The following is a 16240-nucleotide window of genomic DNA, read 5'->3' on the forward strand; positions in this document are numbered from 1 at the left end:
GCACGGCGGCTATTTAAGATTATCGGAATCTGTTGTGCCTGACACTCAGATGCCTCTGTCCGGAACCGAATCAGTCGTGCGGCATTTCAGTTTGAGAGGACGCAAGCCTGGTTTCATCTTCATCATCGGGCTGGCCCACGTTCGTAACTTCAGCGTCATCTGCGGCCGGGCCGTCATTTTTCGGGACTTCGAATTTTGGAGCCGAGAACTCGTCGTCTTCGGTGTCCTGTTCAGACGGGGTCGGTCGATCCACCGATGTGGAACTTGAGCCGTTTGAATAATCAATATTTCCGGCTCCGGAACGAACCTCATTTTCAAAACCAGTCATGCCTTTTTTGAACTCCGAGAGTCCTTTGCCCAGATTACGGGCAACTTCCGGCAACCTCTTTCCGAACAGCAGCAGCGCAATGATCCCCACAATGATCATTTCCTGACTTCCAAGACCGCCGCCGGGGAAAATAAAACTGAGGGATGCGAAATCGGAAATCGGCAGGTGATTCAGGATGGTGAACATAGGACTTATCACAAACGCGGGGACTGAAGAACCACTTGATTAACCGCAGTAAAAAGGCCGGACAGAAGACGGAATGGCGGTTTCTTCGGGTGACGATTGACTTTTTATCCTCTATGAGGATGCCTTCTGGTCATGGTCATCGAGGTCGTCTTCGCCTTCTTTGATACCTTTCTTGAACGCGCTCAGACTCATTCCAAGCGACTTGGCGGCTCCTGGCAGACGATTGCCAAACAAGAGGAGAGCGATGCCGCCAACAATTACGATTTCCCAGCCTCCGCCCCCAAAAAACGCCGGAGTGGACACGGTTTTGACCAGTGATGAAACATTCATGACTGACTTCCAGGGCAGAGTAAAGTATTCCAGGGCGGAACGGAGGAGAATGCACCAGAGCAAATCGATATGTCCTCAATCTCACGCGCCAGCTGATGACTTCATTCGCCGATTAGTGGCAGCTTTAGCGGTCTTATTCAAGGATCCACTGAGAAATTTCGGGCATTGTGGTCAATTGGGACCGAAGTGCAGCGGTTACAAAGGTTTGCTGTGAAAACTCCGGAAAAATGAGACCACGTACGCCAATTGTTATTCTATCGTGATTTGACTCTAAATCAATGTCCTGCCGTTTGGCGGATCAGACTCTTTAGTAGTAACACGAGTGAAGACTGTTATCCTGAACCTGTTGATCAGTTTCCGGTGCTGATGCTGGTTAGGTCAGTTCGAATGCCGATTCTTTGTTGTGAAACCGTCTATGCCCGGTGAAACCATCCTTGTCATCGAAGATGACCGAGAGGTCGCCAACACTGTCCAGGCAGTCCTGAAAGCCGCCGGTTATAACGTGCTGTCTGCTGCAAACGGGCATGACGGGCAACTGCTGGTGGAGTCACGTCATCCGGATCTTGTTGTAACTGACATGATGATGCCTCGGATGGGCGGCTTTCCTGTGCTGGAACATTTGGGACAAATGGAGAATTCCCCTGCTGTGATCATGATGACTGCTAATGAAGGCAGTCGACACAAAGCCTATGCGGAAATGTTGGGTGTGGTTGATTATCTGCGGAAGCCCTTTGCGATGGAAGTTCTGCTGGATTCTGTCAAACGTACGCTCAGCCGCAGATCTGAAGCCGATTCTCAGTAATCAGCCAATTTATGGTTTGATGTCCGTTGTTTGGATTGGCGCAGTTGAAGCAGTTGTACCGGACGAATGAGTCCCGGTCACGATGATGATGGTGCCGTGACGATTATTCTGAAGATGCAACTTTCGCGAGGAGACTGCCCTGTCGTTTCCTGCAGCATCAATGTTTGTTCTTCTGCGACCCCGTTCTCCGGACATCAGAAATGTCTGGTGATTGATTTGAAGCCCAGCCTTTCAGTCAGTCGCCTGTATTTCTTACACAGCACTGCTCTTTAAAGTCAGCCTGCATGGATGCATGGTCGTCACAATCGAGTAAACATGGCCGTCGCCGCCGACTGCTGGTGAGCCAGGAATCCCAGGAGCTGGTCGCGGAATTCGAAGCTCTCGCTCCTCAAACGACAGCTGCTGTCATTCCAAATAACACGGTCACCACATCTGAGCGACCGGTTATATGTCGCATGGTCTCCGGTCAACTCTGGAAACACATCCTGTTACTGCTGGCGGTTGTGCTGGTATCGATGGCAGCGGTGTGGAGTGAAATCGAACGACCTGAAGCGCTTGAAGGTCTGTCCGGTCCGAATCAGCCGCGGATTGGCAGGGGACTGGCCGGAACATTCCTGGTTCTTGCCGGACAGCTCTCTCTGGTAATCGGATGGATTCGTTCCCGCAGTTCTGTCGATTTCAGTGGACGTTATCGATGCTGGAAATGGCTTGCCGGAGCTTTGATCACGATTGGGATCTTATGGATCACGAACTGTCAGGATGCATTGCCACACCTGGCTCAGGGATTCGTAAAGCCACTGATTGGCGGAGTCAGCGCGGCTCGAAGAACGCTCGTGATTGTTCCGATCACCGGAGTGAGTATCTGGATCCTGAGTCGGGTCATACCCGATCTAGGACGTAATCGGTACTCGCAGACCTTGTTCGTTTCGGGTGTAATCACTGCGGCGGGGCGTTTATTGCTGTCATACGGTGCGAGCCCCTGGTCATGTCCGGTTTATGTAATGGACAGCATCCTGCTGGTTTCGACCGGTCTGCTGGTGTGTTCATTACTGCTTCACACACGATTTGTTCTGTACATCTCCAATGATCCTCCTGAGTGTTCACCGGCGGCGACCGCAAGTGTTGAACAATATACATCGGATGAAGTCGCCTCAGTACCGTCCAGCCAGCCCGATGCCGGGATTGATGATCCGGTTTCCGATTCCAACGCTTCTGATCTGGCACTGATTGGTGTTACAGAACCAGTCAAGACACCCTCGGCAAAGAAGTCTGTGCAAAAATCACGTCGCGGCAAACGGCGTGCCCGGAAGGCCGCCTGACTGGAGCGTTCTTCAGTTGACGGATTCCACATTAGGGTTGGGTAAGAGTCTCTCGGGCGATTGGTTTAAGTGACACGAACGAAGTGCTGGTCAGGGCTTGTTGAAAACCGGCAATCGAGGGACGGACCTGATTAAATTAATCTGATTCCAGCGGACCGGGACAGTGAGGTCAGGTACGCGGGGATGGTCCGACGACGTCCTCAACAAGACAGGAATACCACCAAAGAGTGCATTGCTGTTTCACTGCTTATGACTGTCAGCACAACCATGGCATGGGAAACGAAGATACAGCCATCAGAGCTGGCTCTGTGTCGAAACATAACATGTCACCTTGGCCGTGCACCTCAGGTTCACAGTCCGGGCTCAACAGGTAACCAATCGTCGCGTCTGGCTGTCGGCGGCCAGGTTCGGTCAGTGCTGTAAATTCAGTATCTTTGATCCGTTCTGTCGCTGACGGTATTTACCCAGATCTGCTTGGTTCCACCGACTGCCATCCCCGTTTAGAGCCAAGGTGCGGAATGTCTGTCACGGGTTGCGATTGGGCAGCACATCCCTACAAACGGCCCCGAAATTGCATCGTTGATCCTCGCACCATGCAAACTGTTCCGACGTCGACGTTATGTTGTTTTTTTGAACACCACAATTTACGCCAGTGACGTATATCTCCAGTTTGCTGGAAATATCCCAGGTTAAGCTGTTTATGGAACCGGTCGTGGAATCGAATAAATTCGTGAAGACTTCCCGGTCTGTTGGGGTTTAGCGTGTTACCCGTTGTGGTGCACGGGTAGGTTAGGATTTCGGAAATTCTAATAAAGTCCTTGTCTGAGTTTTTCTGCCCGGAACAATTTGCCATTCATGTTTCTGCTGCGAATGGAGTCGCCCTATAGGTTCGATTGCGGAGATCTTCCATGTCTGTCTTTCGATTTTTTGCTGTCACTACCTGTGTGACCTGGTCGGTTTCGGCATCTGCTCAGTTGTGTGGGATTCCTTCGTACGCGTGTTGTCCTCCCGAAGCCTGTCAGCCCACCTGCTGTTATACCACCTGTAAAGTTGAACAGGAAACATGTTATCGGACGGTGTGCGAAACCGTGATGCAACCGGAACAGTACACAGCCAGACGGACTGTGTATGAAACACGTTACGAAGATGTTCCTCAAACCTGTTACCGGACCGTCACCGAAACAGCGTATCGCAATGAGACATATACCGTGTGTCGGCCGGTCATGGAATCGCAGGTCCGTGAAGAAACATATTGTGTTCAGCGTCCGGTCTGGGAGACCAGGTATCGTGAGTGCAACTACACGGTTCAACGTCCTGTATGGGAGGAACGCATCCGCGAGTGCAGGTCCACAGTGACGCAGCCGGTCTGCGAAACAGTTGAACGTGAGTGCCGGTACACCGTTATGAAACCGGTCTGTGAAACGATGAATCGCGAACGCTGTTACACGGTGATGCGGCCCGAATGTCGAACCCGCTGCGTCCGGCGGTTAACCGGTCAATGGATTACCAAACAACACCGCATTCCCGGGGCTGCGTGTCCACAACTAATCTGGGGTCCGTGCGGTCCCACGTGGTGCATGCGACAGGCTCCCCCACGGACTGTCTGCCGCCGTGTCTGGTGTCCTCGGGTCGTGGAGCAACAGGTTCCCTACACCGTGATGGTGCCGCATGTTGTGCGCCGGAGCTGTCCTGTTCAGGTGACCCGGTACGTTCCCGAAATAATCGTCAGGAAGATTCCCACGCAGGTCGTTCGCATGGTTCCGAAAGAACGCGTACAGCGAATTCCGTACCGGGTATGCCGTATGGAATGTGAGCAGAAGACAAAAAAAATCCCGTACCGGGTGTGCCGTATGGTTTCGGAGCAGAAAACTCGCCGGGTTCCTTATACGGCGTGCCGAATCGAGTCCAGACAGTGTACGAAGCGGGTTCCGTACTGTGTTCAGAAGCAGGTTGAGTACACCTCAACACGTCGAGTCGCCCGATGCGTGCCGCGGGAAGTCGAATACACGTGCACTCGCATGGTGCCGAAGCAGATCACCAGGCGAGTGCCGTACACACGCTGTCGTCTGGTGCCCCAGACCGTCTGTGGCTCTGCCTGGTCGTCGTGTTCAGAGTGCAGTGGAGCGCCGTTGCCACAGGATGCTGCAAAACCACTGCAGCCGAAACCGGAATCCGGTTTTGAGTCGACAACGGCCACATAGCCCGAATGACGGCAACACGCGAAACGGGTCAGGATTGATCCGTTGGACATCAGCGTTGCCGCTGACGCAGATACAAATAATTGTTTCGTGGCGTTGGACGGTTGTGCGCTGCTGAAGGCACATCGACTCCGGGAGTTGCGTGACGGGTGCAACGAAATAACAGCAGTCGTCAGGAATGCAATTATTAACTGATCAGAGACTGTGGTTCGAAGGTGTAAAGCGTCACCCGTAACGGAGTACTCGTGCTCTGTCATTCAAACGTCTTTTGGTTGTCAAAGAAACAGTTGCGTCTGCGCAAGAACAGGGTGGAAGCACGAACTTACCGAACAGCCCGGCCGGAGAATCTTTGAGGGCTGTTAGTCACGTTCCTTCAGGCGGCAGCAGCGGACATACGTAACGGACTCTTCCGTTACATAAAACGCGGCGATAATCGTGCCGTCGGACAATTGGGTGACTGAAGGAGTCCCGAATGTAAAATGATGATAAGAATGCATCACATTGTCCACGACGTCACGCTTTGGAGCCAGGACCGGTGCGCTGCGAACCTGTGCCGGAACGACGCCCCACAGTTCCATGTGATTTGCTTCATCAAATGATTGGCCGCCGTCTTCGGAAAGTATGGCCCGGATTCCCAAAGGATCACGCCGATGATTGGTGACAGCGATCACACGACCACTTTGTAATTCACACACATCAGTGACCTGTCCCCAGAAGCCGGCGTCCTGCGGTTCGGTCCACGTACGACCTGCATCTTCGGAAAATGTTGTGTGGACGTTGAGCCCGATATCTTTCTCCATGTCGTGGGTCCAATAAACGCCGAGAATTCGCCCGTCGTTAAGCGCGGTGAGCCGAAGATCCATATAGAAGGGGTTTTTGGAAACATGCGCTGACCGGACCGACTCCCATGTACGCCCGTCATCAGTCGATCGACTAACCAGACCAGCCCAGTGGTCACTCGGAACTTCAGGACATCTCCCTCCGGGGGCTTCGCCGGGGATGACGAGAGTGCCGTCGGGAAGTCTTGCCAGGTTCATACACAGATAGAACACCGGATAGGGAGCAATTTCAAACAACGCGAAATCTGACCATTGAATTCCGTCTTGTGACCGGACCGAATAAATCGTTCGCTCATCATCACCTGTCTCACACGCGGCCCACGCAATGACGTCTCCTTCCTGAGTGACACCGAAGCCCCCCGGTGAACGCGGTGCGCCGCCGTCCGGACCGGGCAGATTCGGCAGTGGGCCGGTACATTGCCATGTCCGGCCGCCGTCAATTGAGCGATGAACCTTTGCCAGTGCGTCGTTGCTCTCCCTGGCTGAACCGTGTCGACAGAGGCACAGGAGAGTGTCATTTTTAAGAGCACAGACGGATGGAAATGCTACGTATTCACTGACCGTGTTGGGACAGGAATTACGGTAAATTGTACTGTGATCAAGGACTTCGAGATTTGGCATCGCGGGCTTTCCGAAATAGTTGTGGTGTTTCCCGTCCGACAAAGAAAAACGTTCCAGGAACGCGAACGGGCTTACGCGACCATCCGGCGAAGAATCCTGCCTGTCGAAAGTGAACGAGTTCACCAACACAAAACGGAACCTAGCACGGGTTGCTCAGGGAGAAAAGCATGCAGACTCCTGAGCCCTCTGCTGTGCCGAGTCGTTTGATGTGAAAGGAAAACTGTCTGCGATCGTTTCCTTTGGGGTTGCGAGCGATGTTATTCCAAGTTGAACCGGTATTTGTATTAGTAAAGATCTGAGTCGTTGATGGCTGGGTTTCCTGGTCTGGAACGACGCGATGGCAGTCATCTCAAACAGAAACTTCGAATATCCTGTACCTCCGAGGCGTTATACCGTCCGTCCGGATCAACGGAGACGTTTGGGTGTTTTTGGTTGTGACCGGTACCACGATGTGGGGTGTTCTCTGTGGGCGGGGAGGTTCCAGCGGGAACATCCCAAATTCTGCCGAGTCACACAACATGCTGCCATCTCCTGCATGTGGAAGTCTCCCTGCGGTTAGTCGGGGCGACACAAAAAAGGAACCAGACGCATTGGAAAACGTGACGTCGTGCCGCTGTCGTTCAGGTGTCGATCATGGCTACCACACGGGCCGGGGCCGCAGACGCGCCAACCAGTTTCAGTGGAAACACAGCGATTTTGAATCCGGAATGTGGCAGAGCATCCAGGTTTGTCAGTTGTTCCATATGACAATATTCGCGATCCCGGCCGACGAGGTGTGCTTCCCAAAATAACTCGTTGTGCTTGGTTTCCCTGGCTTTGCGGATCATATAAGGCAGGGGGAGATCCCAGCCCCACTGATCGATTCCCATGACCCGGATACCCTGGTCGATTAGCCATCGAGTGGCTTCGGCTGACATACCGGTACCCTTGCGAAAAAAATCCGGCGTACCCATGTACCGGTCCCGACCGGTCTTAATCAGTACAATCATGGCGGGCTGCAATTTAAGTCCGTGTTCGCTTAGATACGTGCGAATGTCGGATGACGTAATCACTTCGCAGTCGGCTTTGTGTTTCATGTCGACCACAATGCCATCTCCGAAGCACCAGTCCAGCGGGACTTCGTCTATTGTTTTTGCCGGTTTTCCTTCGCAGACGGGGCCGTAGTGCCAGGGGGCATCGATGTGTGTTGTGGAATGAACTCCCATCTTTTCGATGGTATCGTCCGACCAGCCGATAAATCCGTGGGGGAACAGCCGGAACGGCAATCCCAGCATTCGTAACAACCACTTTGCTTTTCGATGTGGTTTGTGCCGGATTTTGACCCTCATGAATGAAGGGTCACCGGAATTGAACCGAATTGGTTTTGAGAGATCAACAAACTTCATAGTCATCGGTGGTGAGGTGGCAGGATTGTGAACCGGTTGGCGACGAACAGTACGTATCATTCAACCGGGCGGGGTTCTCTCCATCGGCGACCATTTTCTGATACCAGTCGATCGGCCGCCGGCGGCCCCCATGTCCCGGCATTGTAAAACTCGGGTGACGATGGACGTTTTTCCCAGGCCTGCAGGACCGGAGTGACGAATTTCCATGCTGCCAGCAATTCGTCACTGCGTGTGAACAGAGTGGAATCGCCTCTCATTACATCCAGCAGCAGACGTTCATAAGCGCCCGGCAGATCTGCCGAAAAGTGATCCTCGTAATCGAAGTCCATTACAACCGGCTCTACGTGGTACTGCATTCCGGGACGTTTTGTCGAGAACCTGAGGAAGATGGATTCCCGGGGCTGAATCCGCAGTACAAGCTGATTTGGCTGTGTCTCCACCAGATCGCACAGGTCACCATCACATTCGACTGTGCTGAACAGGTTCAGGGGAGGCTGCTTGAACTGGATGACGATTTCGGTGACACGTTCCGGAAGACGTTTGCCGGTTCTCAGGAAGAACGGAACTCCTTCCCATCGCCAGTTATCAATCCCGACGTTCATTGCCACATAGGTTTCGCAATTGGACGTTGGGGGGACTCGATCTTCTTCCCGGTAGGCACGTGCAGGTTTCCGATCAACGAGCCCCGCAGAGTACTGTCCCCGGACCACCCAGTGATTGACCGATACATCTGAACCAGGACGCAGGGCCTGCAAAACCTTCATTTTTTCGTCCCGGATCTGACGCGCCTCAAAAAGTGCCGGAGGTTCCATTGCAACCAGACACAGTAACTGCAGCAGATGATTCTGCAGTACGTCGCGCACTGCTCCGGCGGTGTCATAAAATGCCCCGCGTCCACGTTCCATTCCAATGCTTTCAGCAACCGTGATTTGTATATTGTCGACATGATTGCGGTTGAGAAGCGGTTCAAAGATTGAGTTTCCGAATCGGAACAGCAGTATGTTCTGGACGGTTTCTTTCCCGAGATAATGATCAATACGGTAAATCTGATCTTCGTGTAGTCGGCGGGTCAGCGTGTGATTGAGTTTTTCAGCTGACAGCAGGTCATGACCGAACGGTTTTTCCACCACGACGCGCAGACGTTCTTTGTGTTCCAGTGGAGGGATCAGTCCGGAGTAATGTAATCCGGAAACGGCATCGTCAAACAAAGACGGAGCTGTAGCCAGATACACCACCCGCGGGGCGGGCTGAGGTGATCCGTGTTGCGTTTCGATCTCAGTTGCAGCTTCTGCGAGTCCCCCGTAAGCGGCCTGATCTGACAGGTCAACCTGAACGTAGTGCAGCAGTTGTTCAAATCGATTCCAGTCTTTTGACGTTTCTTCGTCCGGTGCATCCAGAACGGTTTCTCTGAGTTGCGATCGGAACTCGGCGTCCGTCTTACTCCGTCGGGCCACACCGATGATCGGACCGCGGCGCACGTATCCCTGTCGGAACAGGGCAAACAGTGCCGGGACGAGCATACGTGCTGTAAGGTCACCGGAAGCTCCGAAGATGAGAATGGTAGATTCATCGGTGGTTGCCTGTGCGGACATAGACCATGTTTTCACGAAAAGGATCTGGAGCATAGAGACATAGTCGAGTCTCCAGGGAAAAGTGTATCGGACTTACCGTGACCGGCTGCAGACAAAACGACAGCTCATCAGCCGGCGTTGATGCCGAACATCGGGACTGAATGCAGGTTAGTGACCCTCCGGTTACTGCGAATAACTGACACCGACTGTTGACTGGTCTGTTGTGATAGTGATTTCCTGCCCGGTTGCATCATGGAGTACCTGCAGTGGACGAGCGGCATATGGTTGCTGATGTCGGGCCACCAATTGTCCGGTAAATGAATCCAGAACCTTGATTTCGAGTGAAGTATGCCGACGTCCGTCCGGGAACGTAAACTGCCTTCGCCCACTCGTGTAGTTCGGTGACCAAAGAACCAGAAATGGACAAGGATCGCCGAAAACGGGGGGAATGACTACAGAATTTCGATTTTGTCGCCAAAGTTCCTCGCCGGTAGTCGGATCAATACAAATCAGAACACCCCGCCCGGTGACTGCTTCTCCGAATACCGAAACAGGCACATACGGAGACCTCCAGTTTCTGACTGAAAGTGCGACGTAGGTTAAACCGGATCGGTGAAAGACCAGGGGAGAGAGCAGAGGGTGTTCGGCAGCACTGAAGTCGTGGGAGATATCGATACGGGTGTCCATATTTCCGGAAGCCGGGTCCAGAATGATGAAATGTGAGTCGGCGGTCATCACCATGGCTTTGCTTTGCCCCAGCATTCCGCCTGAATGAAAGTCCGAGATTGGTTGCACGGACGGATCGACAGGAATGGAGTTGCCGGTGACCAGATTAATGATTTCCAGAGTGTCGGATGCTGTCTTCGTGAGCAGGTACTCATCAATGACTCGCGAGAGTTTTCCGGTACCACGTGAACCCTGTCTGACAACTGCTCCGTCCGCAGCACGCAGCACGACGTACCCCGTACCCAGAGATGACAACAGAATGAGGTGTTCATCGGAGCAGTAAACTTTTAGAAACTGACCTTCCAGATGGTGAAGGTCGCAGCTTTTTGTCCAGTCCCGCGACCAGAGTAGTTTACCCGTCAGTGGATGAAGGCTTTGTACGCCGCTGTTTGTGGAAACAACAAGCTGGCGAGCAGTGATTGCAATTGCCAGACCTGCCGCATCGCTGTCGTAAGGGCGAGTCCACAGCGGGGTGAGTGGTGCGTCATTCAAAAGAGAAATTACACCAAGACGCTGCTGACGTGCCACGACGACGAGCCCTGGACTGTTCCAGTCTCCCGTATAACTGACCCCGGCAGGAAAACGAATATTCGAAAGCGGCTCCCAGGCAGTTTCAATACCACGACCCAGATCAATTAAACCAATATGAGGCGCGATACCCAGATTGTTGCGCAGTGGGGACGGAATAAATGTAATGAACAGCGATTGACTCCAGGTCGGTACGGATGCTGCCGGGGAGCGCAGTCGAAATTTCTGATAACTCATCGCGATGTCATTCAGTCGAAAACCATCGGTATGTGAAGATTCGACGTGAACTTCGGATTTAACGGACGCCACCGGGGTAGTTCGCCGCATGCCTGGAGCCATCGCAGAGTTCCTTACGGTCCTCAGCAGTTCGTCTCGCTGGACAGCGTCGGCAGAATTCGTACCTGTATCCATGTTGAGCAGGAGCAGTTCAGCTCTGCTCAGTTGATTATCGTGGATCAAGTTCTTCGCAGCTGCAAACTGAGAATCCGTAGCTCCCAAATGGTTTGGTCGCAGAACTGACTCACCCGGACTGTTAGGCTGAACGGTGTCTTGTGTATCTGTTTCAAGCGTTCGAACAGCAGTGTGGAGTGGTACCGTCCAGCCGGGAATAAGATCGATCAGCCGGTCAGGAGTCGTATTCAGGTGCTCTCTGAGAATGGTTCGCTGACCCGGTGTTCCGGGCCGTATTAGTGCCTGTTTGAGTAATTGAACGGGGGAGAGGATGCTGGAATTGACTACGTCGTAGCAGTTTTTAAGGGAGTGGGCTGCTGCCCAGCCTGAATCGGGGGTTGTCAGATGCAGTTGATTCAGGCGATGTGCTGTCAGACAGTCGAGAGCTTTCTGGGCAGTAAGGTGTGGCGAATTGTCTGATTGAGTGCGCCACTGCCATGCACGAGCGCTCCATGCGGAAGTTTCCACGATACCAGTCAGGTCAATCACAAACCCTGGGCCGGTTTGAGATAAATTCAATTCCTGAACACCGATAACACAACCGGTGTTTCCGTCTATTGTCAACAGGCGGCCGCTGTTGAGTGCGACGTATACAGCCAGTTCATCGGTGCAGATCCTGGCGCCATGATTTCCTAAAGGACGTGCCCATGTCTCTGAGCCATCGGTGACATTGATGGCTCTGCAATGTCCGTAGCCCGCTGTGATCAGTCGGGAACCGATCAGGCCAATACACGCCAGATCCTGTTGACCGGCAGCTGGCCCGTTCCGCACTCCGCGTGATATCGCCCACCGAATTTCCCCTGTATGAGTGTCCAGGCAGGTGATCCCGTGCGATCCACGTCGGGCACAGATGATACCTGCAGGTGACAACATCATCCACAGCTCGCCAAATTCAGTTCCGGCGGCTGTCTGCGGGACATGTCTGCTGTCTGCCCGAAGTCCAGCCCCAAAATGCTGAATGTCCTGGGCTGATTCATCTTCGAAACGAACACTCTGAATCCACTCAATATGCCCGTCGATCGGGCTGCAGGCCGCGATCAAACCGTTACCAAACAGACAAATGACCGTGTCATTTGTAATTCCCCCAACCACAGCCGAACTCTCTTTCCGATTATCGAAGTCTCCTCCAAGCCAGGTCAGCGGCTGCTGCCAGGTTAAGGTTCCGTGTGCAGCGGAAAGACAGTTGAGCCAGGTTATCCCGTCATAGAGAGTAGTTACATACAGCCGTCCCGCGAAGATTTTCGGAGCGCTAAGGAACAAATGACCTGCGAAACGCGGGTCTGCTGAGACAGACAGATCATGTTCCGGGTATGGAGCAGCGGTGTGTGGACGATCAGGTGCTGTTTTTAAACGATACCGGAAATTCCGGCGGCTGTGTGATGATCCATGCATTGAGGTCGCGATGTTTTTGTCCTCACCTGTCACCTGCCACAACACAACCGGGAACCGGCCGTTTCTGACCGCAACCAGGTTTGTGGCACCCGGTTCCAGCACCAGACGGGAAGGAATTCCGCGAGGCGAATCAACAGGTGCAGATCGCTGACCGTCCACGAAGTAGATTAAGTCGCCGGCTGTTTCGAGTCGCCGAAGGGGATCACTTGCGAGCTCGAAAATAGGATCTGTTGCCACGTCGTTCGTTCTGCGCGGAGCAGCAACAGATGACAATGGAAGAAACCACTGTTGTTCTCCGGAGAACCGATCCAGACAGACGATCCCGGCGGGACTGCGCAATATTACGGTCTCGTCGTTAAGAACCGGTTGTTGCCAGCCGGTCCTATGATGAAACTGACTGCCGATGTTACGTTTTGGCAGTAGGTCCGGTCCCTGGGGGTGTGTCCACGCGTTGTCACTCCAGTACCAGATCGGTTTCGGATCCAGGGAACGCCGGATACTGCCAGCTGCGTCTTTTGGTATTGCTGCGAATGATTTCTGTTCGGCCTCAATGGCAGCGCTCAGCCTGCGAATCAGTGTTGTTCGGGACCTGGTCAGAATTGATAAAGGCAGTAACTCCTGCAGTTGCCGTATCGCCATTTGGGCTTCTGTGATGTCCTGGGTTTTGAGTGCCAGGAGGACGTCAGTGATGAGGGCGTCGGCTGCGACAGAACTACAGGGATATGCAGTCGCAATTTGAGCCAGTGCGAGTCGGCTTTCAGACTGCAGCGCTTTGGTAAGTTGAGCACTGCCGTGTCCCTTACAGAACTGGTCCCAGCGGCGGCGGACAGAGAACGGAAGACTTGACAGCAATTGCACCGCTGCGGAACGTGTGCCGACCACGGGACCGTCGTCTGTTATGAAGCGGCTGCTGTCGTGCGGTTTTCGAAAGAGTTCGAGCAGAACACCGAAACCGGCGTTGTAATTGCCTTCGGCAACAGCCTTCTGAGCTGCCGCGAACAGTCGGTGATGCGACCTCGACTCAAAAACGGTGTCGTCGAGCAGGGACGAATCGAATCTCAGGCGATTGACGGTTCCGGTGGATTTGTCAGCCGGACAGTCGGCAGTAATCAGGAACCACGCCATCAGAACTACGGCACCGGTTCCCACGTGGCTCCGCATCAGGGTCGTGCTGACGAAGTCAGCTGTCCGCAATAGACACAGACCTCTGCAACTCAGTCTGCCGTCTGGAATCCGCCGGAAAATTGTCACTCGGAGTCTGTTTTCGTTCCGCATCAGTGAATTGTTTCCGTTCCGTAGAGATAGATATCGGTGCCGCGAACAGTCCTTTGGTATGGCGGATGCCGATGGATCGGATTGACAGTTGTTGAGCTGTCGGGGTGTTCATTTTGTACGACTGGCGGGTCAGACTGCAAGATCCGCCTGCCGATAGTGGTGTGACAAATGGAATGCCGCGGAGACTTTGCGGACGCTGTCGGATAGCTACACTGAGCACCTGGTACAGAAAACAGATTCATGTCATAGCGCCAGTAAAGGGAACAGGGGAAACCAGATGACGGCTACAATCAGTCCGGAAACAACACGTATTGGCTGGATCGGAACCGGTGTGATGGGTGCCAGTATGTGTGGGCATCTGATTAGTGCAGGATTCCGTGCAACAGTCACCAGCCGAACGAAATCGAAGTCCGAAGGACTACTCAGCCAGGGAGCTGAATGGGTTGATTCCCCTCGTCAGGTTGCCGAAAAATCAGATATTGTGTTTTCTATTGTTGGTTTTCCGTCTGATGTACGTGAGGTTCTGCTTGGGGAAGATGGAGCACTTTCAGGGGCAGCGGCCGGCAGTATTCTTGTGGATATGACGACCAGTCAGCCATCACTTGCCCGTGAAATTCATGCAGCAGCAAAAGCACGTAATGTGGCTTCAGTTGATGCTCCGGTATCCGGTGGAGATGTGGGGGCCCGGAACGGGACGTTGTCCATTATGATTGGCGGGGACAACGACGTCGTCACTGCACTGCAGCCGTGCTGGGATGCGATGGGAAAAACTATCGTACATCAGGGACCTGCAGGTGCCGGCCAGGACACCAAGATGGTGAACCAGATTTTGATTGCCACAAACATGATTGGTGTTTGTGAGGCATTATTGTACGGCTGGCGTGCAGGACTGGACCTCGAAACGGTTCTCAAGTCGGTAGAAAGTGGCGCCGCCGGCAGTTGGTCACTGACCAATCTGGGGCCTCGAATCATTGAAAATAATTTTGATCCTGGATTTTTTGTTGAACATTTTATCAAGGACATGGGAATTGCACTTGAGGAATGTCACCGGCTGGGTCTGGCTTTGCCAGGTCTGGCACTGGGACACCAGTTGTATCACGCAGTTCAGGCTCAGGGTTATGGGCGTGAGGGAACGCATGCACTGGAACTTGCCCTGGCACAGATGTCGGGGATCGACTGGAAGCAGCGTTGAATTGTCAGAACTGACGGTAAACCTTAGGCTTCGCCATTGGGACTGTCCTCAGTGATGGTCAGGGCAGCGACTTATACCGCTGTGGGTCCCATATTGTCGTTGCTTATGTTGATCGCAGTAACGAAACAGTAAAGACAGTGTTGTTGGCGATTCAGTATTCTGTTGTTCACAACTGATTCAGGTGTGTTATGTCGCGTCGAGGTGAGTGGTTTTCAGGAGTGACCGTGGCAATTGTTACGCCAATGAACATGGACGGTTCGCTCAACGAAGCAATGCTGCGGGAGTTGGTCGATTTTCACATTGAGGCAGGTACGGACTGCATCGCCCCGGTTGGGACCACGGGAGAAAGTCCAACGCTGTCTCATGATGAACATGAACGTGTGATCCGCGTGGTGTGTGATCAGGCCGCGGGCCGGATTCGTGTCATGGCTGGAACCGGATCCAACAGTACCACTGAGGCCGTTCGGCTTACCCGAGCTGCCAAAGAAGCGGGTGTAGACGGATCGCTTCAGGTGGCTCCTTATTATAACAAGCCTACGCAGGAAGGTTTCATTGAACACTACCGAACGATTGCTGACACCGTCGACCTTCCATTGATTTTGTATAATATACCAGGTCGTACGGCGAAAAATATTGAAGCAGAAACCATATGCCGGATTGCCGACGCCTGTCCTCGTGTGGTGGCAGTGAAGGAATCCACCGGTGACATGGATCAGGCTTCGCAGATCTTATCCGGATCTGACCTTACACTGCTGTCCGGTGATGACAGTCTGACGCTTCCGCTTCTGGCATTAGGCGGGAGCGGCGTGGTGTCTGTGGCGGCTAATGTCGTGCCGGCTGACGTCAAAAATATGGTCAGTTCCTGGACTCGGGGCGACATACAGCAGGCCGTGGAATGGCACTACCGGTTGTTTCCGCTTTGTCGCGACATGCTTGGTCTGTCTACCAATCCGATTCCGGTGAAGGCGGCAATGAAGATGACAGGACGTGACTGCGGCGGAGTTCGGTTGCCCCTGTATGAGCTCAGCGAAGATCAACGGTCAGCGTTACGCAGCACACTGACTGGATACGGGCTGAAAGTGTCTTAGAGTTATGTAA

General features: G+C 53.3%; 11 protein-coding genes and 1 pseudogene. 5 read left to right on the forward strand and 7 right to left on the reverse strand.

What is annotated here, in order from left to right; genetic code table 11:
• Window positions 1-70: 70 nt before the first annotated feature.
• Together MK110_14480 and MK110_14485 are read right to left on the reverse strand one after the other, a co-directional pair.
• A complete protein-coding gene (locus MK110_14480) occupies window positions 71-514 on the reverse strand; it encodes a twin-arginine translocase TatA/TatE family subunit (GenBank protein MCH2212509.1) in 444 nt (147 codons plus the stop codon).
• Between the two features lie 111 nt (window positions 515-625).
• Complete coding sequence (locus tag MK110_14485) at window positions 626-844, reverse strand: twin-arginine translocase TatA/TatE family subunit (GenBank protein MCH2212510.1); 219 nt, start codon at window positions 842-844, stop codon at window positions 626-628.
• 403 nt (window positions 845-1247) lie between these two features.
• Between MK110_14485 and MK110_14490 the strand changes: the two genes are divergently transcribed.
• From MK110_14490 to MK110_14500, 3 genes and pseudogenes are all read left to right on the forward strand, one after another.
• A complete protein-coding gene (locus MK110_14490; GenBank protein ID MCH2212511.1) occupies window positions 1248-1646 on the forward strand; it encodes a response regulator in 399 nt (132 codons plus the stop codon).
• A 284-nt stretch (window positions 1647-1930) separates the two neighbouring features.
• The gene (locus MK110_14495) at window positions 1931-2965 is read left to right on the forward strand and encodes a hypothetical protein (protein ID MCH2212512.1); all 1035 of its coding nucleotides are present in this window, start codon (window positions 1931-1933) and stop codon (window positions 2963-2965) included.
• 1091 nt (window positions 2966-4056) lie between these two features.
• Window positions 4057-4866, forward strand: a pseudogene (locus MK110_14500) (hypothetical protein).
• A 38-nt stretch (window positions 4867-4904) separates the two neighbouring features.
• Here the strand turns inward: MK110_14500 and MK110_14505 are convergent.
• From MK110_14505 to MK110_14525, 5 genes are all read right to left on the reverse strand, one after another.
• A complete protein-coding gene (locus tag MK110_14505; GenBank protein ID MCH2212513.1) occupies window positions 4905-5216 on the reverse strand; it encodes a hypothetical protein in 312 nt (103 codons plus the stop codon).
• A 306-nt stretch (window positions 5217-5522) separates the two neighbouring features.
• Window positions 5523-6746 carry a glycoside hydrolase gene (locus MK110_14510; protein MCH2212514.1) on the reverse strand — a complete coding sequence of 408 codons (1224 nt, stop codon included), beginning with the start codon at window positions 6744-6746 and terminating at the stop codon, window positions 5523-5525.
• 497 nt (window positions 6747-7243) lie between these two features.
• On the reverse strand, window positions 7244-7951 hold the full coding sequence (locus MK110_14515) for a cyclase family protein (protein MCH2212515.1): 708 nt from the start codon (window positions 7949-7951) through the stop codon (window positions 7244-7246).
• Between the two features lie 113 nt (window positions 7952-8064).
• Window positions 8065-9633, reverse strand: a complete 1569-nt coding sequence (gene zwf / locus MK110_14520; GenBank protein ID MCH2212516.1) for a glucose-6-phosphate dehydrogenase — start codon at window positions 9631-9633, stop codon at window positions 8065-8067.
• A 129-nt stretch (window positions 9634-9762) separates the two neighbouring features.
• The gene (locus MK110_14525; GenBank protein ID MCH2212517.1) at window positions 9763-13836 is read right to left on the reverse strand and encodes a PQQ-like beta-propeller repeat protein; all 4074 of its coding nucleotides are present in this window, start codon (window positions 13834-13836) and stop codon (window positions 9763-9765) included.
• Window positions 13837-14227: 391 nt separating this feature from the next.
• Here MK110_14525 and MK110_14530 point away from each other — a divergent pair, with 391 nt between their 5' ends.
• A complete protein-coding gene (locus tag MK110_14530) occupies window positions 14228-15142 on the forward strand; it encodes an NAD(P)-dependent oxidoreductase (protein MCH2212518.1) in 915 nt (304 codons plus the stop codon).
• Window positions 15143-15366: 224 nt separating this feature from the next.
• Window positions 15367-16230, forward strand: coding sequence for a 4-hydroxy-tetrahydrodipicolinate synthase (gene dapA, locus MK110_14535; protein MCH2212519.1), 864 nt, complete (start codon window positions 15367-15369; stop codon window positions 16228-16230).
• Window positions 16231-16240: the final 10 nt, after the last annotated feature.

The organism is Fuerstiella sp. (assembly GCA_022447225.1).
In the GTDB taxonomy this organism is placed as follows: Bacteria; Planctomycetota; Planctomycetia; order Planctomycetales; family Planctomycetaceae; genus S139-18.